This is a genomic window from Streptomyces sp. NPDC087844 (genome assembly GCF_044742785.1).
Taxonomy (GTDB): Bacteria; Actinomycetota; Actinomycetes; order Streptomycetales; family Streptomycetaceae; genus Streptomyces.
In genome coordinates this window covers 48,811-69,777 of sequence record NZ_JBIUVD010000003.1, presented here as the reverse complement: position 1 = coordinate 69,777, position 20,967 = coordinate 48,811, and the positions used below count along the sequence as shown (strand labels likewise).

Sequence of the window (20,967 nt, the reverse complement as noted above, 5' to 3'; positions counted from 1 at the left end):
GGGGCTCCTCCCGCCGACGGTGGCCGCGCTGCGTCACCCTACGACCGCAGGCCTCGCGGGTCGCCGTCCCGCCCACACTCATCTCGGGCACCCCGGCCCCGGCCGTACGGTCCCGCTCCACCGCGATCCCGGCTCCGGCCCCGGCGTCGACCACGGTCCCGACCGCCGGGAGCGGCCCGTGCCCGGTCCGGCGTACGACCGCGCAGGTCGCCCTCGCCGGTCGCGCGGACGACGTGCGCTTGGGGACGAGGAGCTCACCGCCACGGGCGAGGGCCGCGGCCTCGGCGACCGAGGGCGTACCGACGGCGGAGAGCGGCGCGTCCGAGGGGTTCGGCACGTCGACCCGTGCCAACTCCTCGGCGCTGTACGTCACCACGGGCACCCCCAGCCGCTCGGCCGCACCGAGGATCCCGGGCTCGCCGGCCTTCGTGTCGACGGTGGCGAGTTCTACGACCGACAGCGCGGACAGGCCGGCATCCCGCAGGGCGTCCTCGACGAGCCCGAGCAACTCGGCGACCGGTACGCCCCTGGAGGCTCCCACGCCGACGACGAGGGACGGCGATCTTTCCGGAAGCCGTGCAAGTCGGGAGCGATCCGGAGTGCGGCGAACGTGCGTGAAGGCGCCTTGATCGGATAGCAAGGGCGTATGGCGGTGTTCGTCGCGCTCGGCGCGTTCCTCATGACGCTGGCCGGCGGCTGGACGGCGCAACGCGTCACAGACCGCCGCCACCTCGTACTCGGCCTGGCCGGCGGCCTGATGCTGGGCGTCGTCGGCCTCGATCTGCTGCCGGAGGCACTCGACGCGGCGGGCGAGCAGATCTTCGGCGTCCCGGCCGCGCTGCTGCTGTTCGTGGCCGGCTTCCTCGCGGCCCACATGGTGGAACGGCTCCTCGCCGTGCGCCAGGCCTCGCACGGCGGCGGGGAACACGACGGGCGGACGCCCCAGGTGGGCCTGACCGCCGCCGCCGCGATGGTCGGTCACAGCGCCATGGACGGGGTGGCGATCGGCGCGGCCTTCCAGGTGGGCGGCGGGATGGGAGCGGCCGTGGCGGTCGCGGTGATCGCCCATGACTTCGCGGACGGCTTCAACACGTACACGATCACGACCCTGTACGGGAACGCCCGCCGCAAGGCGGTCGCGATGCTCCTCGCGGACGCCGCCGCCCCCGTGGCCGGTGCCGCCTCGACGATGCTTTTCACCCTTCCCGAGCATCTGCTCGGCGGGTACCTCGGCTTCTTCGGCGGCGCGCTCCTCTACCTGGCCGCCGCCGAGATCCTTCCCGAGGCCCACCACGAACACCCCGCCCGCTCCACACTGCTGTGCACGCTCGCCGGAGTGGCCTTCATCTGGCTGGTCGTCGGGGCCGCGGAGTGAGCCGCGGGAGACCGCCCCCCGCGCGCCGGAAGCCGGTCTCATGACCCGGCACTCCCAGCACTCCCAGCACTCCCGGAACCCTCGGCACACCTCTCCACGAACCGCCGGGCGACGCCGGGCGAGCCCGCCCAGTGCGTGTGCAGATAGCTCGCGTGCACACCCCGCTGCACGAATCCCTCGACCCGGCGCACGGGTGTGCGCAGCCCCCAGGCGGGAGCCGCACCCGCACCCGGCTCGACGACGGTCCGGTGGAACTCGTGCCCCCGCATCCGGGTGCCCGCCGCTGCCAGCGGGCTGTCGGACACCGCGACGGCATCGCGGTACCCGAGCGTCAGGCGCGCGTCCATCCGGGCCTCGGCGTCGATGACACCGCACATCGGCAGCCCGTCGAGCTCACGGGAGAGGTAGAGCAGCCCCGCGCACTCGGCCGCGATCGGCGCCCCGCTCTCGGCGAGCGCGGCAACGGCCTTGCGCAGCGGCTCGTTGGCGGACAGCTCCGGCCCGAACACCTCGGGAAACCCGCCCCCGAGGACCAGCCCACGGGTCCCGTCCGGCAACTGCTCGTCCCGCAACGGATCGAACATGACGACCTCGGCCCCGGCGGCAGCCAGCAACTCGGCCTGCTCGGCATAGGAAAAGGTGAAAGCGGCCCCACCGGCAAGAGCAACAACGGGCGCACGCCCCGTACCCTTCAAGGCACTCCTCGCCCCACCCAGCCCGTCCGGCGGCTTCGAGGCAGTGCCCGCCCCACCCAGCCCGTCCGGCGTTTGAGGACGAGGCCGTTCAGGCCGACAAGGGGGTCCGGGGGCGGAGCCCCCGAGGGTCGGGACGGGAAGGGGCGGCGGGGGCGAAAAAGCCAGCACCTCACCCGCGTCCCAAACCCCACCCCCCAAGTCCCCGGCGCCGCGCGCCAACGCGAACAACGCCTCCAGATCACACCCGGCCCGCACCCGAGCCCCCATCGCCGCGACAGCGGCAACCGCCTCGGCCCGCCGCTCGGCAACAGGCACCAGCCCAAGATGCCGGGACGGCGTACCCACCTCCTCGGCCCGCCGCAGAGCGCCCAGCACAGGCACCCCGGACTGATCCATCGCCTCCCGCAACAGCGCCTCGTGCCGATCGGACGCGACCTTGTTCAGGATCACCCCGCCGATCCGCACCCCGGGGTCCCAGGAGGCGAACCCGTGCACGAGCGCGGCCACCGACCGCGACTGCGAGGACGCGTCCACGACCAGCACCACGGGCGCCCGCAGCAACTTCGCCACATGGGCGGTGGAAGCCAGCTCTCCTTCCCCGGAAGCCCCGTCGAACAGCCCCATCACACCCTCGACCACGGCGAGATCACACCCGCGCGCACCATGGGCGAACAGCGGAGCGATCAGCTCGGGCCCGCACATGTAGGAGTCGAGATTGCGCCCCACCCGCCCGCTGGCGAGCGAGTGATACCCGGGATCGATGTAGTCGGGACCCACCTTGTGCGGGGACACGGCGAGCCCCCGCGAGGCGAACGCGGCCATCAGTCCCGTGGCCACGGTGGTCTTGCCGCTCCCGGAGGCGGGCGCGGCGACGACCAGCCGCGGGACGGACCCGGAGCCCGAGGCCCCGGAGGTTGAGGACATCACCACTCGATGCCCCTCTGCCCCTTCTGACCGGTGTCCATCGGATGCTTCACCTTGGACATGTCGGTCACCAGATCGGCGAACTCGACCAGCTTCTCAGGAGCGTTGCGCCCGGTGATCACGACGTGCTGGGTCCCGGTCCGGCCCCGCAGCACCTCCACGACCTCGTCGACGTCGATCCAGCCCCAGTGCATCGGGTAGGCGAACTCGTCGAGCACGTACAGCTTGTACGTCTCGGCGGCCAGGTCCCGCTTGACCTGCTCCCAGCCCTCGCGGGCCTTCTCCTCGTTGTCCAGCTGGGAGTCGCGCTGCACCCACGACCAGCCCTCGCCCATCTTGTGCCAGTCGACGGACCCGCCCTCACCGCTGGCGCCGAGGACGCGCAGCGCGTTCTCCTCGCCGACCTTCCACTTCGCGGACTTGACGAACTGGAACACCCCGATCGGCCAGCCCTGGTTCCAGGCGCGCAGAGCGAGCCCGAAGGCGGCGGTGGACTTTCCCTTCCCGATGCCGGTGTGCACCATGACGAGCGGCCGGTTCCGTCGCTGACGTGTCGTCAGTCCGTCGTCCGGTACGACACTCGGCTGTCCCTGAGGCATTACGCGGCCTTCCTGCCGTTGCCCTGGCTGCCCTGGCTGTTGCCCCGGCTGCCGCTCTGCACATCCCTGACCAGACCGGCGATCGAGTCGGCCCGCAGCTCGTCGAGCGTCACGGCCGTACCGCCGAGTTCACCCGCGAGCCGCCCCGCGAGTCCGAGCCGCACCAGGCCCGACTCGCAGTCGACGACGACGGACGCGACCTTGTCGGCGGCGAACAGCCGGGCGGCCCGCCCGGCGAGCGCCACCGGTTCCGGCCCGCCCGTGGCCCGCCCGTCGGTCACCAGGACGACCAGCGCGCGCCGGGCCGGATCACGCAACCGCTCCACCCGCAGCACGTCGTGCGCCCGCAGCAGCCCTGCCGCGAGCGGCGTACGCCCGCCGGTGGGCAGCGACTCCAGCCGCACCGCCGCCGCGTCGACCGACGACGTGGGCGGCAGCGCCACCTCCGCCGTGGACCCGCGGAAGGTCACGAGCCCCACCTTGTCCCGCCGCTGGTAGGCGTCGAGGAGCAGGGACAGCACCGCTCCCTTCACGGCGCCCATCCGCTGCCGGGCCGCCATCGACCCGGACGCGTCCACGACGAACAGCACGAGGTTCCCCTCGCGGCCCTCCCGGGTGGCCTGCCGCAGATCGTCCCGCCGTACGACGAGGCCGGGCCCTGACCGTCCCCGCGCCCGCTGATGCGGTGCCGCGGCCTGCACGGTCGCGGCCAGATGCAGCTTGGTGAGCGCCCCGCGCGGCCGGCGCGCCCCGGTGGTGCGCCCGTGCTCGGTCCGGGCCCGCGAGCGCCGCCCGGCGGCTCCCTCGCCGAGACCGGGCACGCTCAGCACCTTCGTACGGAACGGCTCGGCGGCCCGTACGGGGGACTGCTCGCCCACGCCGGACGACGGCGCCCGCCCGTTCTCGGACTCGTTCGCGGGGGCCTCGCCCTGCGCGGGCACCTCACCGGAACCGTCGCTGCCGCCGTCGCCGCTGTCACTGTCGCCGCCGTCGGGCCCGTCCTGCGGGGGCCGCCCGCCACCGCCACCGCCACCGGGCCCGTCCGGATCCGGGTCCTCGTCGCCCGAGTCCCCGGAGTCCCCGGAGTCCCCCAAGCCGTCCTCGTCGCTCGCGAACTCCTCCATCGTCTCGTCGAGCTTGTCCTCGTCGAGACCGGGCGCGTCGAAGGGATTGCGCCGGCGCCGGTGCGGCAGCGCGAGGAGCGCGGCCCGCCGTACGTCCTCGGCGAGCACGTCGGTCCGCCCCGCCCAGGCGGCCAGCGCGGTGGCGGTCCTGGCCATCACGATGTCGGCCCGCATGCCGTCCACCTCGAACGCGGCGCAGGTCGCCGCGATCTGCCGCAGCGCGCCGTCGCCGAGCCGCACCGACGGCAGCAGCTCCCGCGCGGCCACGATCCGCGCCCGTACGTCGGACTCCTCTTCGGCCCAGCGCGTCGCGAACCCCTCCGGGTCGTCGTCGTACGCGAGCCGCCGCCGTACGACCTCCACCCGCTGGTCGGGGTCGCGCGAGGCCGCCACCTCGACGGTGAGCCCGAACCGGTCGAGCAACTGCGGTCGCAGCTCGCCCTCTTCGGGGTTCATGGTCCCCACGAGCAGGAACCGCGCGGCATGCCGTACGGAGACGCCCTCGCGCTCCACGTACGAGGCACCCATCGCCGCCGCGTCGAGCAGCAGGTCGACCAGGTGGTCGTGGAGGAGGTTGACCTCGTCCACGTACAGGAGTCCGCGGTGGGCGTCGGCCAGCAGGCCGGGCTCGAAGGCCTTCACGCCCTCCGAGAGCGCCCGCTCGATGTCGAGCGCGCCGACGAGGCGGTCCTCGGAGGCGCCGACGGGCAGTTCGACCATCCGGGCGGGACGCGGCACACCCGGGCCCGCCTCGTGGGGGCCGTCGGGGCAGGCCGGATCGGGGGCGTTGGGCGCACAGGAGAAACGGCAGCCGGGGACGACGTCGACGTGCGGCATGAGCGCCGAGAGCGCGCGCACGGCCGTGGACTTGGCGGTGCCCTTCTCGCCGCGGACGAGCACACCGCCCACCGCGGGGGAGACGGCGTTCAGCAGCAGTGCCAGTCGCAGGTCGTCCTGACCGACCACGGCCGTGAACGGAAACGGGGTACTCACTGGTTGTCGTCCTCCAAATAGCCCAAACGGACTTCGTGGCCCAGGCGGCCTGCGCGCAAGCTCATGCGGGCGCTCCCGGTGGAATGAAAGGCAGTCCGGCCGGTGCGCCGGACTCGATGAGCCGCCACAGCGCGTCCGTGTCCGCGTGTTCCTCGATCAGATCGCCCAGCCGGTCGAGCTGCTCCTCGCGCAACCCTTCGAACGAGGTGTCCGGGGCGGGTACGAAGCGCCGCCCCGCCGCGGACGCCACCTCGCGCAGGAAGGCACGCCGGAAGCCGTCCGACTCCAGTGAACCGTGCCAGTGCGTCCCCCAGACCTGCCCGACCCGGCAGCCGTCCAAGAAGGGCTCCCCTCCTGTGACATGGGCGACCCCGTGATGGATCTCGTACCCCTGGACGGGTTCGCCGAGGGCCTCGCCGACGGGCCGGGTGAGGGTCTTCTCGCGCGCGAACCGCACGCGTACCGGGAGGAGTCCGAGGCCGTCGACGGCACCGGCCCTCGACTCGACCTCGTCCTCGATGTGTTCGCCGAGGAGCTGGAAGCCGCCGCAGATGCCCAGCACGGGGCGCCCTTCGGCGGCCCTGCGCACCAGGGCGTCCGCGAGGCCGCGCCGCCGCAGCCACTCCAGGGCCCGGACCGTGCCCCGGGTGCCGGGTACGACGACCAGGTCGGCGTCGACGAGTTCCTCGGCGCGGTCCACGAACCGTACGACGACGCCCGGTTCGGCGGCGAGGGCGTCCAGGTCCGTGAAGTTGGACATCAGGGGGATCGCGCAGACGGCGACCCGCAGGATGTCCTCGCCGACGGGGGAGGAGACCTCGGACTCGCGTACCGACCCCCGCAGGGACACTCCGAGCCCGTCCTCCTCGTCGATGCCGAGGCCGTGCCGGAAGGGCAGGACGCCGTAGGTGTGCCGCCCGGTGAGCCCGTGCAGCATGTCGATGCCGGGTTCGAGCAGCGAGACGTCCCCGCGGAACTTGTTCACCAGGAACCCGGCGACCAGCTCCTGGTCCTCGCGCGACAGCAGGGCCACCGTCCCGAAGAACGAGGCGAAGACCCCGCCGCGGTCGATGTCCCCCACCACGAGCACGGGCAGCCGCGCGCCCCGCGCGATCCCCATGTTCACGATGTCGGTGCGCCGCAGATTGATCTCGGCGGGACTGCCCGCTCCCTCACAGATCACCGCGTCATACGTGCCCCGCAACTCGGCCAGACAGTCCAGCACGGTTCCGAGCAACGCCTCCTGGCGTCCGCCGTGATAGCCGCGCGCACTCAGCTCGCCGACGGGCTTCCCCATCAGGACGACCTGACTGCTGCGGTCACCGCCCGGCTTGAGCAGGACGGGGTTCATGAGCACGGAGGGCTCCACGCGGGCGGCCTGCGCCTGCATGGCCTGCGCGCGCCCGATCTCCGCGCCCTCGCGCGTCACGAACGAGTTCAGCGACATGTTCTGCGCCTTGAACGGCGCGACCTTGACGCCCCGGCGCACCAGCCACCGGCAGATCCCGGCGGTCACGACGCTCTTGCCCGCGTCGGAGGTCGTACCGGCGACGAGCAGCCCGCCGCCCGGCCTCCCGCCCGGTCCTCCGCCCGGCCTCCCGCCCGTTCCCCCGCTCATGACGTACGCCCTCTCGTGACCCGCGACTTGGTGAGCGACCTGGTGAGCGAGGTGGCGAGCAGCCGCCCGGCGACACTCGCGCCCAGCGCGAGCAGGCCCACGCGCCGCGAGAGCCGGACGGCCCGCTCGATGTCCTCGATGCGCACGGCCTGCCCCGGACCGTTGAGCACGGGCCGGTGCTCGACCCGTCCCGCGTACGAGAGCGTGCCGCCGAGCCGTACTCCGAGCGCACCCGCGAACGAGGCCTCCACGGGCCCGGCGTTGGGACTCGGATGCTTGGCGGCGTCGGCGCGCCAGGCGCGGACGGCCCCTCGCGGATTCCCCCCGGCGACGGCGGCGAGGACCGCGGTCAGCCGTGCCCCGGGCCACCCCACCACGTCGTCGAGGCGGGCGGACGCCCATCCGTACCGCCGGTGACGGGCCGACCTGTGCCCGACCATGGCGTCCAGCGTGTTGACGGCCCGGAACCCGACCAGACCGGGTACGCCCGCGACCGCGCCCCACACCAGGGCGCCCACGACGGCGTCGGAGGTGTTCTCGGCGACCGACTCGACCACCGCGCGGGCGATCCCGTCGGCGTCCAGCGCCTGCGGGTCGCGTCCGCACAGATGCGGCAGCCGCTCACGGGCCACCTCGATGTCCCCGGCGGCCAGCGCCCCGCCGACGGCCCGGGCCTCGCGCCCGAGCGAGGTCCCCCCGACCACGGCCCAGGTGGCGGCCGCGGTCAGGACGACGGAGGCGACGGGGGAGGTACGTACGGAACGCTCGGCGGCCACGGCGAGGGAGACGGCGCCGCCCGCGCACACGGCGGTGTGCAGCGCGCCCCGGCCCCGGTGGTCGCGCCACAGAGCCCGCTCGACGGCTCCCGCGGCCCGGCCGAACGCGGCGACCGGATGTCCCCGGCGGGGATCGCCGAGCAGCAGGTCACCGAGGAGGCCGGCGGCGGCGCCGTACGCGAAGACGCGATCGGCTCGCATCCGTTCAGCCCGCCACTGCACGAGACGAGATCCTCGTACCTGGCCTGGGCACACCGGTCCACAACAGGTGGGCGCGCATGGCGATATGTCCTCACTCAGGGTGTCCACGCCCTGGTTCGACGAGACCGACGGAGAGAGTTCCTGGCTCCCGGGGGGATCGATTCCCCGGTGACAGTGGCGGGACCGCGCCGGATTCGCACCGGCTTCCTCTTCTGCCGACGTACATGGCCTCGGCAGTCCACCACGGTCCGAGAACACCCGTCAACTTGCCGTTGACCTGCGGCGGGAGAGTGTGCTGAGGCCCACACACGGACGCGGGACGGCCCCGCCGACCGTGGGGGTCGACGGGGCCGTCCCGTACAGAACGGACGTGCCGCGAGGGTCAGGCGACGATCAGATAGATCCCGTACGCCACGGCCGCCGCGCAGGCGGCGAAGCAGGCGTACGCGCCGGTGACCGCGAGGGTCGCGGAGCCACCCTGTGCGGCGGCCGACTCGCGCTTGGTGAGGCCGACGATGCCGAGGGTGAAGAGGCCCACGAGGGCGACGGTGGAGATGAGACTGACTCCGAACACGGAGCCGAGGGCTGCCCAGTCGATCTGCATGCGGTTCGTTCCTTACACCGTGGCCGGACGGGCGGGCTCGGCGTCCGGGCCCGGGATGGTGGTCTTGAGGTCGTCGGTCGCCTTCGTGGTCGTGGCGACGGGGCCCGCGGGAGGCGGGGTGACCGCGGCGATCGCGGTGGTCACGACGCCCGCGGGCGCGTGGTCGTCGTTGACGTTGTCGACGGTGACGGGCTGGCGGCGGGACAGCGTCCAGATGACCGCGGAGCCGGCGATCAGCAGCGCGCCGGTGAGGATGATGCCCCAGGTGCCCTGCTGGGTCAGGAACTCGGCGCCCGCGCCGACCAGACCGGCGGCGGGGAGCGTGAGGCCCCAGGCGACGAACATGCGGGTCGCGGTCGACCAGCGGACGACACCGCCCTTGCGGCCCAGGCCCGAACCCATCACGGCGCCGGAGCAGGACTGGGTGGTCGAGAGGGAGAAGCCGAGGTGCGAGGAGGCCAGGATGACCGTCGCGGCGCTGGTCTGGGCGGCGAAGCCCTGCGGCGGCGCGAGATCGGTGAGGCCCCTGCCCATGGTGCGGATGATGCGCCAGCCGCCCAGGTAGGTGCCGAGCGCGATGGCGATACCGGCCGAGACGATGACCCACAGGGGAGGGTTCGAGCCGGGCGCGAGCACGCCGCCGGTGACCAGGGCCAGGGTGATGATGCCCATGGTCTTCTGCGCGTCGTTCGTGCCGTGGGCCAGCGAGACCAGCCCCGCGGAGGTGATCTGACCGGCGCGGTACCCCTTGGAGGTCGCCTTCTCACCGGCCTGCCTGCTGATCCGGTACGTCAGCCGGGTGGCGAGCATCGCGGCGAGTCCGGCCACCACGGGCGCGGCGATCGCCGGGAGGAGGACCTTGGTGATCACGGTCGAGCCGTTCACCGAGGACCAGCCCGCCGACATCACCGCGGCGCCGATCAGGCCGCCGAAGAGCGCGTGGGACGAACTGGAGGGCAGACCCAGGAGCCAGGTCAGCAGATTCCACAGAATGGCGCCGACGAGCGCCGCGAAGATCACCTCGGTGCGGATTCCCTCTTCGTTGATGAGGCCGCCGGAGATCGTCTTGGCGACCTCCACGGAGAGGAACGCACCGACGAGGTTCAGCACGGCGGACATGGCCACCGCCGTCTTGGGCTTGAGGGCGCCGGTCGAGATGGTCGTCGCCATCGCGTTGGCAGTGTCGTGGAAACCGTTCGTGAAATCGAACACGAGAGCGGTAACGATCACGATTCCGAGGAGGAGCGTGATGTGTTCCATTTACCCAGGCTTCTGTTGGACGACAGTGGCACAGGGAACGTAAGCAACCTGGGTGAACGGAAGATGAACTGAGTCGGGCGGTGGGGTGACCCAATCGAGGTGCCGCCCTTCCGCTTGTGTCGAAGTGGCGGCGAGGGCTCTCGAAAGTGCGGGGAGGTTCTCGAACAGAGGCGGAATACGGGGGTCCGCTACCCGGTTCACCCCCGGGCGAAGGCCTTCGGCTGGGACAGCGAACCGTTGAAGAGATCCTGGTCACCCGGCAGGCTGCCGCTGTCGTCGTACTGCCAGAACGTCCAGAAGTTCCAGCCCGAGGGCAGGGGCCCCGCGGTCGCGCTTCAGCGGGCCGCTCCTGCTCGGCCCGTAGCACTTCTTCTTCTTGTCGTACGGGTTGTACTCGATGTGGCGAAGCAGGCGGCCTGTTCGGTGTGCGAGGACACGTCGTGCCCTCAGTGGCCCTCAGCGCCCTCGCCCGAACGGAGCAGGGCCCGCCGGCCGGCGGCTGGCAGGATCACGGCATGGCTGAGCAGCGGCGGGACACAGAAGACGGACGAGACGCCGGGGAGACGGGCGCACCCCGGCCCGGGGAGGCGCTGGAGCGGGCGTGGGGCGACCTCGTCGCCACGGCCCGCCGGACGGTTGCCGACGGCCTGGTCGTCGGCACGTCGGGCAACGTGTCCGTGCGCGTGGGCGACACCGTCCTGGTCACCCCGACCGGGGTGCCGTACGACCGGCTGACGCCCGAGGACGTCTGCGGGGTCTCCCTGGACGGGCGGCGCGTGCTCGGTTCACTCGTTCCGACCAGCGAACTGCCCATGCATCTCGCCGTCTACCGCTCCACGGACGCGCGTGCCGTCGTCCACACCCACGCCGTGCACGCCACGGCCGTCTCGACCCTCGTGGCCGAGCTGCCCCTCGTCCACTACATGTCCGCCTCCCTCGGCGGGCCCGTCCGTGTCGCGGCCTACGCCACCTACGGCACGCAGGAGCTGGCCGAGAACATGCTCCTGGCCCTGCGGGACCGCACGGCCTGCCTGCTGCGGAACCACGGCACCCTCGCCCACGGCGCCACCCTCGACCAGGCCTACGACCGCACCGCCCAGCTCGAATGGATGTGCCGCGTATGGCTCACCGCGTCGTCCGTCCCGGGCCTCACGCCCACCCTGCTGACCGAGGACCAGGTGGCGCAGGCGGGCGAGCGGCTGAAGGGGTACGGCCAGCCGTGACACCGGGCCGTACCCGTACGGCCGCGTACGTGTACGGCTGTACGTGTACGTACGCACAGGCCCGGCCGGACGGGGCCGTGATCAGCCCGGCCGTACGCGGCTGTGCACAGAAAGCCGCGCCGGCCGTGGCCGCGGCGCACCCTCACGGCTGACGCCGGGCTCACCCGTGCCGCCCTTCCACTGGCCGACAGCGGGCCCGATCAGGAGACTGGACCCGTGCGCACCGTGAAGCCGACGACCGCAGCCCTCACCACCGCCCTCACCGTGGCCGTGGCCGGCGCGGCCGGTATCGCCGCCGGCCGTTTCGCCAGCGACGCCGCCCTGAAGGCGACGCCGGGCCGGCCGCTGCCCACCGAACCCCGCCTGACCGTGCACGCCACGGCCGCGGGCCAGATCGCCCTGACCCGCGCCCTCGCCTCCCGGCGCCCGGGCGTGTACGGCCTCGGCGGCCACGGCACCCACGCCGTCGTCGGCCCGCTCCTGGCCGGGGCCGCGCACACCGCCGACACGGTGGTACGCCGCCTGGAGCGCGTCACCCACGGCACGCTGGAACCCGGCGACAAGGTGTGGTTCACGCCCGGCGTGCACGTCGGCGACCCGGGCGCCGCCCTCGGCCTCCCCTTCACCGACGTGGAGATCCCCGGCGAGCTGGGCACCCTGCCCGCCTGGTTCGTGCCCGCCGCCCGTGACACCTGGGTGATCACCGTGCACGGCCTCGGCGCCACCCGCGAACACCCCATGAACGTCATGGACTTCCTGTACCGCCAGCAGTTTCCCGTCCTCGGCCTCGCCTATCGCGGGGACGCCGGCGCACCGCGGCCCCCGGACGGCCTGAACCACCTCGGCGAGAGCGAGTGGCGCGACCTGGACGCCGCCATCCGCTTCGCCGTGCGGTACGGCGCGGAACGGGTCGTCCTGCACGGCTGGTCGACCGGCGCCACCATGGCGCTGCGCGCCGCCGAGCACTCCGCGCTGCGCGAGCGGATCTCCGGGCTCGTCCTGGACTCGCCGGTCCTCAGCTGGGAGGCCACCCTGCGGGCCCTCGCCACGGCCCGCCGCACCCCCGGCGCCCTGCTGCCGCTGGCCGTCCGCGCCGCCCAGGGCCGCACGGGCCTGGGCGGCGGCCGCGTCGAGGGCGCCGCCCACCCGGTACGGCTCAAGGTGCCCACCCTCGTCCTGCACGGCCCCGACGACACCGTCGCCCCCTGGGGACTCTCGCGCCGCCTCGCCGACCGCCACCCCGACCTCGTCACCCTGCACGCGGTCCACGACGCCCCGCACGGCGCCATGTGGAACGCCGACCCGGCCGGTTACGAAGAGGCCCTCCGCCGCTTCCTCACCCCGCTGATGTAGCCGCCTTCCCGTCCCGGCGGAGAAGCTTCCGTTTAACCCTGTACCAGTGGCCGGAACCCCCTCACAGCGCCTGCCGGGCCCGGTGCGCGGACCGCCCCTGTGGCCTCCTGTGACATTCCGTTTGGGTTTTCGGACCGTCAACCGGAAGACTGCTCCCGTGACGTCCCGTATCCCGCGCGACTCCAGGCTCCGACTCGTCCGCCCGCGAACCCTGGCCGCCGCCCCCCGAGCGATGACCCAGAGGCCCGCCCGCCGACCTGCCCCCCGCCCACCGGAGGGCACACCGGCACCGGCGGAACTCGCCCGCATGGCGCGCGCCGTGCTCGCAGGCGCGGCCCGGGTCGCCCACTGGGCCGACGCCACCCTGAGCCCCGGCCCCGGCCCCCGCCGCGAGCGTGACGCCGAAGTCTCCGACAGCGGTTCCGCGGAGAACGGCAGTTCCGGAGGGAAAGGCACACTCTCCGACGCGTTCGCGCAACAAGCCGCCACCAGTCTGAACCTGACCCCGGATCAAGTACGGGCGGACTGGGACATCGCACGGCTCGCCGGCCTCATCGAGGTGCACGGCGACACCGCGCGCCCCGGCTGGCGCCTGCGCGCCTGGAACCGCGACGACAGCGCCGTACTGCGCGGCTGGGTCGCCTTCTTCGACGCCTGGTCGATCGCCCATCCCGGTCCCGACGGACGCGAGCCCTCCGCCGTCGCCGAGGTCGTCTCGGCGATGCCGCAGGTTCTCTCCTTCCTTCAACTGTCCGCGGGCCCCGTCCCCGTCCCGCAGCTCCTCGACCTGCTGGAGCAGCGCGTCACGGAACTGCGCACCGAACGCTGCGAGATCCCCTACGGCCCGCAGGCCGAGCCCGTGGAGAGCCCGGCCGAGGACACCCCGCTCGCCCCCCTTCTCGACTGGGCGCTGCACGCCCTCGCCGCCGTGGGCGCCCTCACCTGCGCCGACGGCCAGGCCACGCTCACCCCGCTCGGCAGCTGGGCCGTGTGGGTCAAGCTGGAGCAGATCTGCGTGGCCGCGCAGAGCCCCGCCGGGAACATCGAGCAGGGCGCCGAGGACATGCTCCGCGGCTGCGCCCAGCTCAGACCCAACGCGGCCCGTGCCGAGTACCGCGCCTGGCTCGCCGCCCGCCCCGTCGGCAGCGCCGTCACCGAACTCCTCGCCGCCGCCCGCGGTGAGGACGCCCTGTCGCGCGGGCTGGCCTTCGAGGCCCTACGCGTGGTCGGAGCCCCCGCCGAGCCGGACATCCGCGCGGTGGCGGACGAGACCCCCTTGCGTCCGTACGCCCTGTTGTGGCTCGCCGAGCACGACGGACACGACCCCGAGGACGCCCACCTGGTGCTCACCCGCGAGGAGGCCACCTGGCTGTGGGTCGACACCGCCGCGGCCGTCGCCGACCACGGCGAGGCCCCGCTCCTCGTGCGGCACCTGGAGTCCGCGGTGCAGCCGACCGTCCCCGCGCTCCTCGACGAGGTGCGCGCGGTCGGCCACCCCCGCACCGTGCAGGTCCTGGTCGCGCTCGCCGCCGCCCACCCCGACCCGGCCCTCGCCAAGGCCGTGCGCCGCGCCGCCTTCCAGGTCCACCGAGGGGGCTAGGCCGGACGGACCGGGTAGCCGGACGGGACCGGGCGGCCGGGCGGCGGGCTCAGACCCTGGTCTCCGGGGCGTACGTGCCGAAGCTCCAGATGTTGCCCTCCACGTCCCGGGCCATGTAGTCCCGTGAGCCGTAGTCCTGGTCCGTCGGGGGCATCAGGATCTCCGCCCCGTGGTCCACGGCCCGCTGGTGGTGTGCGTCCACGTCGTCCACGACGACGTACACCCCGGTGGGGCCCGCGCTCTTCATGGCCTCGTCGAAGCGGCTGCCGGTGCCCTTGGAGCCCAGCATCACCGCGCCGTTGCCCTGCACCAGCTCGGCGTGCACCACCTTGCCCTCCTCGTCCTCGTACACCGAGGCCTCGGTGAAGCCGAAAGCATCCGCGAGCTGCCTGAGCGCGGATTTCGCGTCCGCGTACAACAGCGTCGGGTAGATGCTCGGGCGTCCGCTGTCCGTGCCGGCCATGCCGATCACTCCTTCCGGTCCCCGCTGTCCTGTCCCACCGATGGGGCAGCACCTGAATGTGACCTGCCCCACAGTCTGGCACCCGGCACTGACAGCGCCCCGCGAACGCCTGCGAAGGCCCGCGAACGTCCGGGAGCGGACGCTCGGCGGAAGGTGTCGCAGCGGGCGGGCCGAACGGAGGACGAGGAACGACGGGCGGCCACGGGGCAATGAGCGTCACACCCCCGAACACCCGCACACAGAAAAAGTGGTTGCATCGCCCCGTTAGACTTGGTCCATGGCCATTCTCCTCGTGCATTAGACGGCGTGAACGCCCTCAGCCGCCCGCCCCGTCAACAACCCTGCCCAGGAGTCTGTCCGTGATTTCCGCTTCCGGTATCGAACTGCGTGCCGGCGCCCGCATGCTCATCGAGTCCGCCACCTTCCGCATCACGAAGGGCGACCGTATCGGTCTGGTCGGTCGCAACGGCGCGGGCAAGACCACGCTCACCAAGGTCCTCGCAGGTGAGGGAACCCCCGCCGCGGGCACCGTCGCCCGCTCGGGCGAGGTCGGCTACCTCCCGCAGGACCCGCGCACCGGCGACCTCGACATGCTGGCCGGCGACCGCGTCCTGTCCGCGCGCGGCCTGGACACCCTGATCCGCAAGATGCGCGAGAACGAACAGCGCATCGCGAGCGGCTCGGGCGCCACCCGCGAGAAGGCGATGCGGCAGTACGAGCGCCAGGAGACGGAGTTCCTCACCAAGGGCGGGTACTCCGCCGAGGCGGAGGCCGCCACCATCGCCGCCGCGCTCAACCTGCCCGACCGGGTGCTCGGCCAGCCCCTCCATACGCTCTCCGGCGGTCAGCGCCGCCGTATCGAGCTGGCCCGCATCCTCTTCTCGGACGCGGACACCCTGCTCCTCGACGAGCCCACGAACCACCTCGACGCCGACTCCATCGTCTGGCTCCGCGACTACCTGAAGACGTACCGCGGCGGCTTCATCGTGATCTCCCACGACGTCGACCTGGTCGAGACGGTCGTCAACAAGGTGTTCTACCTGGATGCCAACCGCGCCCAGATCGACGTCTACAACATGGGCTGGAAGCTGTACCAGCAGCAGCGCGAGGCCGACGAGAAGCGCCGCAAGCGCGAGCGGCAGAACGCCGAGAAGAAGGCCACCGCCCTGCACACACAGGCCGACAAGATGCGCGCCAAGGCCACCAAGACCGTCGCCGCGCAGAACATGGCCAAGCGGGCCGACAAGCTCCTCGCGGGCCTGGAGGCCGAGCGGAAGTCCGACAAGGTCGCCAAGCTGCGCTTCCCCGACCCGTCGCCCTGCGGCAAGACCCCGCTGATGGCGGAGGGCCTGTCCAAGTCGTACGGCTCCCTGGAGATCTTCACCGACGTCGACCTGGCCATCGACAAGGGTTCCCGCGTCGTCATCCTCGGCCTGAACGGCGCGGGCAAGACGACCCTGCTCCGCCTCCTCGGCGGCGCGGAGAAGCCCGACACCGGCCAGGTCATCGAGGGCCACGGCCTCAAGCTCGGCTACTACGCGCAGGAGCACGAGACCCTCGACCCCGAGCGCTCGGTCCTGGAGAACATGCGCTCCGCCGCCCCGGACCTCGACCTCGTCCAGGTCCGCAAGACGCTCGGCTCGTTCCTGTTCTCCGGCGACGACGTCGACAAGCCGGCCTCCGTCCTCTCCGGCGGCGAGAAGACCCGTCTGGCGCTCGCCACCCTCGTGGTGTCGTCCGCGAACGTCCTGCTCCTCGACGAGCCGACGAACAACCTCGACCCGGCCAGCCGCGAGGAGATCCTCGGCGCGCTGCGCACCTACAAGGGTGCCGTCGTCCTCGTCACGCACGACGAGGGTGCCGTCCACGCGCTCCAGCCGGAGCGGATCATCCTGCTGCCCGACGGCGTCGAGGACCTCTGGGGTGCCGACTACGCGGACCTGGTGGCCCTCGCCTGAGCGGTTCACGGTGTTTGATCGTTTGACTGATCCACTTCGTATGGATCATTCGGCCGATCGGTGATCCATCATCTGAGTGAGATCTCCTCGTACCGAGGTGTGTCCTACATCCATTCTCCGGCCGGGCCCTCCGTCTCCGAAGGCCCGGCCGTCGCGCGTCTCTGACCTGGACCTTCACCTCCGAACTCGTGCGGAGGTACGGACAGCGGGTGGATGGAATATGAAATTCCGCTCATGGTGACGAGCTGCCACAACGCAAGCTCGTCCCATCGACCTTGCCGAATGGGTGGCCAGGACGCTCATGAGGGGTGATCATGAGAAGTCCAGAGCGCACTTCCGCTGAGGAGGCACGGGTGGCCGAGACTCTGAAGAAGGGCAGCCGGGTAACCGGCGCCGCGCGCGACAAGCTCGCGGCAGACCTGAAGAAGAAGTACGACTCCGGTGCGAGCATTCGGGCGCTGGCCGAGGAGACCGGCCGCTCGTATGGTTTCGTGCACCGGATGCTCAGTGAGTCGGGCGTCACGCTTCGTGGGCGTGGCGGAGCGACGCGAGGCAAGAAGTCCGCGTCGGCCTGACGCCGGACGGCTCCTCGTTCTCCGATGGTGGCCACCCGGTCGGTCTCTTGACCGCCCGGGTGGTTACTGTGCAGTCACTTAAGGGTGTGCCCGCACGGCACCCCCGCTGACCGCACCCATCGGAGGCGCCCCCATGGCTTCGTTCGACTTGCTGCTCGACAAGGACGGCGTACGGCTCACCGTCGACGACGCGATCGCCACGGTGACGCTGACCAACCCGGCCAAGCGCAACGCGCAGAGCCCCGCCCTGTGGCGGGCGCTGGCCGAGGCCGGTCGGCTGCTGCCGGGCACCGTCCGGGTCGTGGTGCTGCGCGCCGAAGGCAAGTCCTTCTCCGCGGGGCTCGACCGGCAGGCGTTCACGCCCGAGGGCTTCGACGGCGAGCCGTCCTTCATCGATCTCGCACGCGGTTCCGACGCCGAACTCGACGCGGCCATCGCCGAGTACCAGGACGGTTTCACCTGGTGGCGGCGGAGCGACATCGTGTCCATCGCGGCTGTACAGGGACACGCCATCGGCGCGGGCTTCCAGCTCGCGCTCGCCTGTGACCTGCGCGTCGTCGCCGACGACGTGCAGTTCGCCATGCGCGAGACCGGCCTGGGCCTCGTCCCCGACCTCACGGGTACGCATCCGCTGGTGGGGCTGGTCGGCTACGCCCGTGCGCTGGAGATCTGTGCGACGGGGCGGTTCGTGCAGGCGGAGGAGGCGCAGCGGGCCGGGCTCGCGAACATCGCCGTGCCCGTCGATCAGCTCGACGACACGGTGAGTGAACTGGCCGTCGCGCTGCTGGCCGCGCCGCGTGACGCGCTTGTCGAGACGAAGGCGCTGCTCCAGGGTGCGTCGGGTCGTACGTATGAGGAGCAGCGGGTTGCCGAGCGGGGGGCTCAGGGGCGGCGGTTGCGCGATCTCGCGGGGCTTTCCGACTGATTCCGACCAGGGGGTAGGCGTCCCCGGGCGGGCCTCGTCCCCGAGGGGGTGGGGTCCGCGGGTCGGGGGCACGTGCGGGTCCGATGGGGTCCGGTGAGGGCCGGTTGCGCAGTTCCCCGCGCCCCTGACGGGCCCCTGACGGGGCTCCTAAGGGCCCGGAGTCACCGCTGTCACCAGTACCGCTGCCGACGGGTGGTCCGGAAGCGATTCGGTGGTGGTCGCGCGGACCGCTCCGGCCACGTCCAGCGCGCGCTCGGTCGTGTCCACCGCGATCTCCACGTGGACATGGCGGCGGGGGAGCGCCGCCTCGCTGTGGAGCTCGGTGACGCGCGCCTTGCCCGTCAGGGCTGTCACGCCCGGGACGGCGAGTGCGGCGGTGGCCACGCGGGACTCGTCCGTGTCGGGGGAGGGATGCGGCACGGCGGAGGGTGCCGGGTCGGGCTCCGCCGGGCGCGGCGGGTCCTCGCCCTCCTCCAGCAGACCCTCCTCCAGCAGGCCCGTCACCCGCAGGTCCACCTCCGTGACCGTCAGACCGAGAGCGTCCACCGCCGTCGTGGTGAGGGCCGCGCGGAGACGGGACGCGGCCGTCGGCAGGGGCTCGGTCGGCGTGGCCGCGAACTCCGCGTCGATGCGCAGTGGACCGGGCGGCAGCGCGCTCGGCGGCGGGGGCACGGCGGGCTCGGCCGCGCTGTCCGGGTCGACGAGGGCGAGGCGCAGGGAACCGAGGCGTACACCCGGCACAGGGTGTGCCGCCCGGCGCAGTACGGCGACGGCCGCCGCCTCCGTGATCCACGCGCCGTCACCCGGGCCGCCCAACGGCAGCAGTCTGCCCAGGCCGAGCTGTTGCCGCACTGCTTGCGTCCATCGGTCCGCCGTCATCGTCCCAGCCTGCCGTATTCCTGGCGCGCGACTCGGCAACCCGTCCTAATGTGGGCGAAGAGGCCCACCGAAAGGGGATGCACGGCGATGAGCGACACGACTCAGCGCAATCGGCCGGAGAGCCCGGAGGCCGAGCAGCCGGACCAGCAGCAGGTGAGGAAGGCCGCCGTGACCAAGCGCGGCGGCGGCGATCCGTCGACCCGGGGGCGTACCACCATCGCCGACGGGGTCGTGGAGAAGATCGCCGGGCTCGCCGCCCGGGACGTCCTCGGGGTGCACGCCATGGGCAGCGGGATCTCGCGGACCTTCGGTGCCGTCCGCGACCGGGTGCCGGGCGGTGGCGCGAAGTCCGTCACGCGCGGGGTAAAGGCCGAGGTCGGTGAGGTGCAGACCGCGCTCGACCTGGAGATCGTCGTCGACTACGGCGTGTCCATCGCCGATGTCGCCCGTGACGTACGGGAGAACGTCATCGCGGCCGTCGAGCGCATGACGGGCCTTGAGGTCGTCGAGGTCAACATCGCGGTCAGCGACGTCAAGCTGCCGGACGAAGAGGACGAGGAACCGGAGAGCCGGCTCCAGTGACCGACCTGCTGAGGAGCGCACCATGAGCATGGCCGTGATCGGCATGATCGCCGGAATGGCGCTGGGATTCGCCGGGTACTTCGGCGGCTTCGGCGCGTTCCTCCTGGTGGCCGCGCTGGGCGCCATCGGCTTCGTCGTGGGCCGCTTCCTTGAGGGGGACCTGGACCCCGGTGACTTCTTCCGGTCCCGCGGCACCCGCGACGACCGCCGGCGGTGACGCGCGTGTCCGAGGCTGTCGCGCCGGGCGAGCGGGGCGCCACGAGGATCGCCGACCGGGTCGTCGCGAAGATTGCCGCGCAGGCGGCCCGTGAGGCGCTCGACGTGCTGCCTCCCGGCGCGATGCCCCCGCACGCCACGGTCGTCGTCCACCAGGACTCCGCCCGTGTCGGTGTCAGTCTCGAACTCGGCTACCCCTGTGACATCGGCGGCCGGTGCGGTGCCGTGCGTCGCCGAGTCGCTCAGCGGGTAGAGGCGTTGGCGGGCATGAAAGTTCCCGAGGTCACCGTCCAGGTGGAGCGGTTGCACTCCGCGCAGACGCGCGGCGCGGTACAGGGGAGGACGCGATGAGCGAGCCCCAGGGCTCCGAGAGCACCCGGCAGCTGCCCGTCATCGAGAAGGCCGCCGAGAGCGAGCTCGGCCGGTCCACCGCCGCCGCCGACCACACACCCCTGCCGACCCTCGACCACGGCGAGGACGGCGACGGCCGGTTCTGGTCGGCCCGCCGCATCCCCGCGGGCGTCCTCGCGCTGCTGGTCCTGCTTGCCGCGGGTCTCCTGCTGTACGACGTCGTCGCCGTCCGTGCCGGCCGGCCTGCCATGCACTGGCGCAGGTCCCTGGCCCGTGAACTCGCCGAGCGGCCCCTGGACGACACCGGGGTGCTCGTCGGCGCCGGGGTCGCGACCGCGCTGGGCCTGTGGCTGCTCGTCCTCGCCGCGACCCCGGGACTGCGTGACGTTCTGACGATGCGGCGCGCCCACCCCGACGTACGGGCCGGCCTGCACCGGAACGCCGCCGCGATGGTGCTGCGCGACCGGGCCATGGAGGTGTCGGGCGTGCGGTCGGTCCGGGTCCGTATGGGGCGTGGGAAGGCCGACGTCCGCGCGGTCGCGCACTTCCGTGAACTCGACGACGTACGCGCCGATCTGGACGCCACGCTCGCCGACGGCGTCAGGGGGCTCGGCCTGGCCCGGCGGCCCGCGCTGTCGGTGCGTGTCGCCCGGCCGGGCCGGAAGGGGTGAAC

The 20,967-nt window shown here is 72.7% G+C and carries 20 protein-coding genes, 2 pseudogenes and 1 riboswitch; of the genes and pseudogenes, 11 read left to right on the top strand and 11 right to left on the bottom strand.

Annotation, left to right across the window (positions count from 1 at the left end; all coding sequences use genetic code 11):
- Positions 1-157: 157 nt before the first annotated feature.
- Positions 158-565, bottom strand: a pseudogene (locus ACIOKD_RS07190) (cobalamin biosynthesis protein); the annotation flags it as partial.
- 81 nt (positions 566-646) lie between these two features.
- On the opposite strand from ACIOKD_RS07190, the gene ACIOKD_RS07185 reads away from it, so the two are divergent.
- Complete coding sequence (locus tag ACIOKD_RS07185) at positions 647-1,375, top strand: ZIP family metal transporter (protein ID WP_402079432.1); 729 nt, start codon at positions 647-649, stop codon at positions 1,373-1,375.
- Positions 1,376-1,413: 38 nt separating this feature from the next.
- Here ACIOKD_RS07185 and ACIOKD_RS07180 read toward each other — a convergent pair whose 3' ends face one another.
- From ACIOKD_RS07180 to ACIOKD_RS07145, 8 genes and pseudogenes are all read right to left on the bottom strand, one after another.
- Positions 1,414-2,994 (bottom strand): cobyrinate a,c-diamide synthase, encoded by a 1,581-nt coding sequence (locus tag ACIOKD_RS07180; protein WP_402079429.1) that lies wholly within the window; start codon positions 2,992-2,994, stop codon positions 1,414-1,416.
- A complete protein-coding gene (cobO, locus tag ACIOKD_RS07175; RefSeq protein WP_402079426.1) occupies positions 2,994-3,593 on the bottom strand; it encodes a cob(I)yrinic acid a,c-diamide adenosyltransferase in 600 nt (199 codons plus the stop codon). Before cobO ends, ACIOKD_RS07180 begins: the two co-directional genes overlap by 1 nt.
- Positions 3,593-5,710: a putative cobaltochelatase gene (locus ACIOKD_RS07170; RefSeq protein ID WP_402079424.1), complete on the bottom strand. Its 2,118-nt coding sequence runs from the start codon at positions 5,708-5,710 to the stop codon at positions 3,593-3,595. The genes cobO and ACIOKD_RS07170 overlap by 1 nt, the downstream gene beginning before the upstream one ends.
- A gap of 61 nt (positions 5,711-5,771) precedes the next feature.
- Positions 5,772-7,328, bottom strand: coding sequence for a cobyric acid synthase (locus ACIOKD_RS07165; protein WP_402079422.1), 1,557 nt, complete (start codon positions 7,326-7,328; stop codon positions 5,772-5,774).
- Positions 7,325-8,305, bottom strand: a complete 981-nt coding sequence (locus ACIOKD_RS07160) for a cobalamin biosynthesis protein (RefSeq protein ID WP_402079419.1) — start codon at positions 8,303-8,305, stop codon at positions 7,325-7,327. The genes ACIOKD_RS07165 and ACIOKD_RS07160 overlap by 4 nt, the downstream gene beginning before the upstream one ends.
- A 113-nt stretch (positions 8,306-8,418) precedes the next feature.
- Positions 8,419-8,555, bottom strand: a riboswitch (cobalamin riboswitch).
- 132 nt (positions 8,556-8,687) lie between these two features.
- Positions 8,688-8,909, bottom strand: a complete 222-nt coding sequence (locus ACIOKD_RS07155) for a hypothetical protein (protein WP_402079416.1) — start codon at positions 8,907-8,909, stop codon at positions 8,688-8,690.
- Between the two features lie 12 nt (positions 8,910-8,921).
- A complete protein-coding gene (locus ACIOKD_RS07150) occupies positions 8,922-10,169 on the bottom strand; it encodes an anion permease (RefSeq protein ID WP_402079413.1) in 1,248 nt (415 codons plus the stop codon).
- A gap of 197 nt (positions 10,170-10,366) precedes the next feature.
- A pseudogene (locus ACIOKD_RS07145) lies at positions 10,367-10,504 on the bottom strand (hydrolase); the annotation flags it as partial.
- Between the two features lie 180 nt (positions 10,505-10,684).
- On the opposite strand from ACIOKD_RS07145, the gene ACIOKD_RS07140 reads away from it, so the two are divergent.
- The 3 genes from ACIOKD_RS07140 to ACIOKD_RS07130 all read left to right on the top strand — a co-directional run bounded on the left by ACIOKD_RS07140 (position 10,685) and on the right by ACIOKD_RS07130 (position 14,345).
- Entirely contained in the window at positions 10,685-11,392 is a 708-nt protein-coding gene (locus ACIOKD_RS07140; RefSeq protein WP_402079411.1) for a class II aldolase/adducin family protein, read from the top strand.
- A 216-nt stretch (positions 11,393-11,608) separates the two neighbouring features.
- On the top strand, positions 11,609-12,745 hold the full coding sequence (locus ACIOKD_RS07135) for an alpha/beta hydrolase (protein WP_402079408.1): 1,137 nt from the start codon (positions 11,609-11,611) through the stop codon (positions 12,743-12,745).
- A 157-nt stretch (positions 12,746-12,902) separates the two neighbouring features.
- A complete protein-coding gene (locus ACIOKD_RS07130; RefSeq protein ID WP_402079405.1) occupies positions 12,903-14,345 on the top strand; it encodes a hypothetical protein in 1,443 nt (480 codons plus the stop codon).
- A gap of 49 nt (positions 14,346-14,394) precedes the next feature.
- On the opposite strand, the gene ACIOKD_RS07125 is transcribed toward ACIOKD_RS07130, so the two are convergent.
- Positions 14,395-14,808 carry a VOC family protein gene (locus ACIOKD_RS07125; protein ID WP_402079402.1) on the bottom strand — a complete coding sequence of 138 codons (414 nt, stop codon included), beginning with the start codon at positions 14,806-14,808 and terminating at the stop codon, positions 14,395-14,397.
- A gap of 359 nt (positions 14,809-15,167) precedes the next feature.
- On the opposite strand from ACIOKD_RS07125, the gene ACIOKD_RS07120 reads away from it, so the two are divergent.
- The 3 genes from ACIOKD_RS07120 (at position 15,168) to ACIOKD_RS07110 (ending at position 18,266) form a co-directional block, all read left to right on the top strand.
- Positions 15,168-16,766: an ABC-F family ATP-binding cassette domain-containing protein gene (locus ACIOKD_RS07120; protein ID WP_402079399.1), complete on the top strand. Its 1,599-nt coding sequence runs from the start codon at positions 15,168-15,170 to the stop codon at positions 16,764-16,766.
- 353 nt (positions 16,767-17,119) lie between these two features.
- Positions 17,120-17,341, top strand: a complete 222-nt coding sequence (locus ACIOKD_RS07115) for a helix-turn-helix domain-containing protein (RefSeq protein ID WP_006143370.1) — start codon at positions 17,120-17,122, stop codon at positions 17,339-17,341.
- A 133-nt stretch (positions 17,342-17,474) separates the two neighbouring features.
- A complete protein-coding gene (locus ACIOKD_RS07110; protein ID WP_402079397.1) occupies positions 17,475-18,266 on the top strand; it encodes an enoyl-CoA hydratase/isomerase family protein in 792 nt (263 codons plus the stop codon).
- Positions 18,267-18,413: 147 nt separating this feature from the next.
- On the opposite strand, the gene ACIOKD_RS07105 is transcribed toward ACIOKD_RS07110, so the two are convergent.
- A complete protein-coding gene (locus tag ACIOKD_RS07105; RefSeq protein ID WP_402079395.1) occupies positions 18,414-19,145 on the bottom strand; it encodes a nucleopolyhedrovirus P10 family protein in 732 nt (243 codons plus the stop codon).
- 87 nt (positions 19,146-19,232) lie between these two features.
- On the opposite strand from ACIOKD_RS07105, the gene ACIOKD_RS07100 reads away from it, so the two are divergent.
- Genes ACIOKD_RS07100 through ACIOKD_RS07085 form a run of 4 tightly spaced genes read left to right on the top strand, consistent with a single transcriptional unit; the run spans position 19,233 to position 20,965 of the window.
- Complete coding sequence (locus ACIOKD_RS07100) at positions 19,233-19,727, top strand: Asp23/Gls24 family envelope stress response protein (protein ID WP_402079392.1); 495 nt, start codon at positions 19,233-19,235, stop codon at positions 19,725-19,727.
- 22 nt (positions 19,728-19,749) lie between these two features.
- The gene (locus tag ACIOKD_RS07095) at positions 19,750-19,944 is read left to right on the top strand and encodes a hypothetical protein (RefSeq protein WP_107017754.1); all 195 of its coding nucleotides are present in this window, start codon (positions 19,750-19,752) and stop codon (positions 19,942-19,944) included.
- Between the two features lie 5 nt (positions 19,945-19,949).
- The gene (locus ACIOKD_RS07090) at positions 19,950-20,294 is read left to right on the top strand and encodes an Asp23/Gls24 family envelope stress response protein (protein ID WP_402079388.1); all 345 of its coding nucleotides are present in this window, start codon (positions 19,950-19,952) and stop codon (positions 20,292-20,294) included.
- Entirely contained in the window at positions 20,291-20,965 is a 675-nt protein-coding gene (locus ACIOKD_RS07085; protein ID WP_402079385.1) for a DUF6286 domain-containing protein, read from the top strand. The genes ACIOKD_RS07090 and ACIOKD_RS07085 overlap by 4 nt, the downstream gene beginning before the upstream one ends.
- Positions 20,966-20,967: the final 2 nt, after the last annotated feature.

Coding starts and splice junctions, on each gene's coding strand:
- ACIOKD_RS07160 (WP_402079419.1), bottom strand. CDS start 8,305: ATGCGAGCCGATCGCGTCTTCGCGTACGGCGCCGCCGCCGGCCTCCTC.
- ACIOKD_RS07085 (WP_402079385.1), top strand. CDS start 20,291: ATGAGCGAGCCCCAGGGCTCCGAGAGCACCCGGCAGCTGCCCGTCATC.
- ACIOKD_RS07165 (WP_402079422.1), bottom strand. CDS start 7,328: ATGAGCGGGGGAACGGGCGGGAGGCCGGGCGGAGGACCGGGCGGGAGG.
- ACIOKD_RS07100 (WP_402079392.1), top strand. CDS start 19,233: ATGAGCGACACGACTCAGCGCAATCGGCCGGAGAGCCCGGAGGCCGAG.
- ACIOKD_RS07105 (WP_402079395.1), bottom strand. CDS start 19,145: ATGACGGCGGACCGATGGACGCAAGCAGTGCGGCAACAGCTCGGCCTG.
- ACIOKD_RS07140 (WP_402079411.1), top strand. CDS start 10,685: ATGGCTGAGCAGCGGCGGGACACAGAAGACGGACGAGACGCCGGGGAG.
- ACIOKD_RS07185 (WP_402079432.1), top strand. CDS start 647: ATGGCGGTGTTCGTCGCGCTCGGCGCGTTCCTCATGACGCTGGCCGGC.
- ACIOKD_RS07095 (WP_107017754.1), top strand. CDS start 19,750: ATGAGCATGGCCGTGATCGGCATGATCGCCGGAATGGCGCTGGGATTC.
- ACIOKD_RS07125 (WP_402079402.1), bottom strand. CDS start 14,808: ATGGCCGGCACGGACAGCGGACGCCCGAGCATCTACCCGACGCTGTTG.
- cobO (WP_402079426.1), bottom strand. CDS start 3,593: ATGCCTCAGGGACAGCCGAGTGTCGTACCGGACGACGGACTGACGACA.
- ACIOKD_RS07180 (WP_402079429.1), bottom strand. CDS start 2,994: ATGTCCTCAACCTCCGGGGCCTCGGGCTCCGGGTCCGTCCCGCGGCTG.
- ACIOKD_RS07110 (WP_402079397.1), top strand. CDS start 17,475: ATGGCTTCGTTCGACTTGCTGCTCGACAAGGACGGCGTACGGCTCACC.
- ACIOKD_RS07150 (WP_402079413.1), bottom strand. CDS start 10,169: ATGGAACACATCACGCTCCTCCTCGGAATCGTGATCGTTACCGCTCTC.
- ACIOKD_RS07155 (WP_402079416.1), bottom strand. CDS start 8,909: ATGCAGATCGACTGGGCAGCCCTCGGCTCCGTGTTCGGAGTCAGTCTC.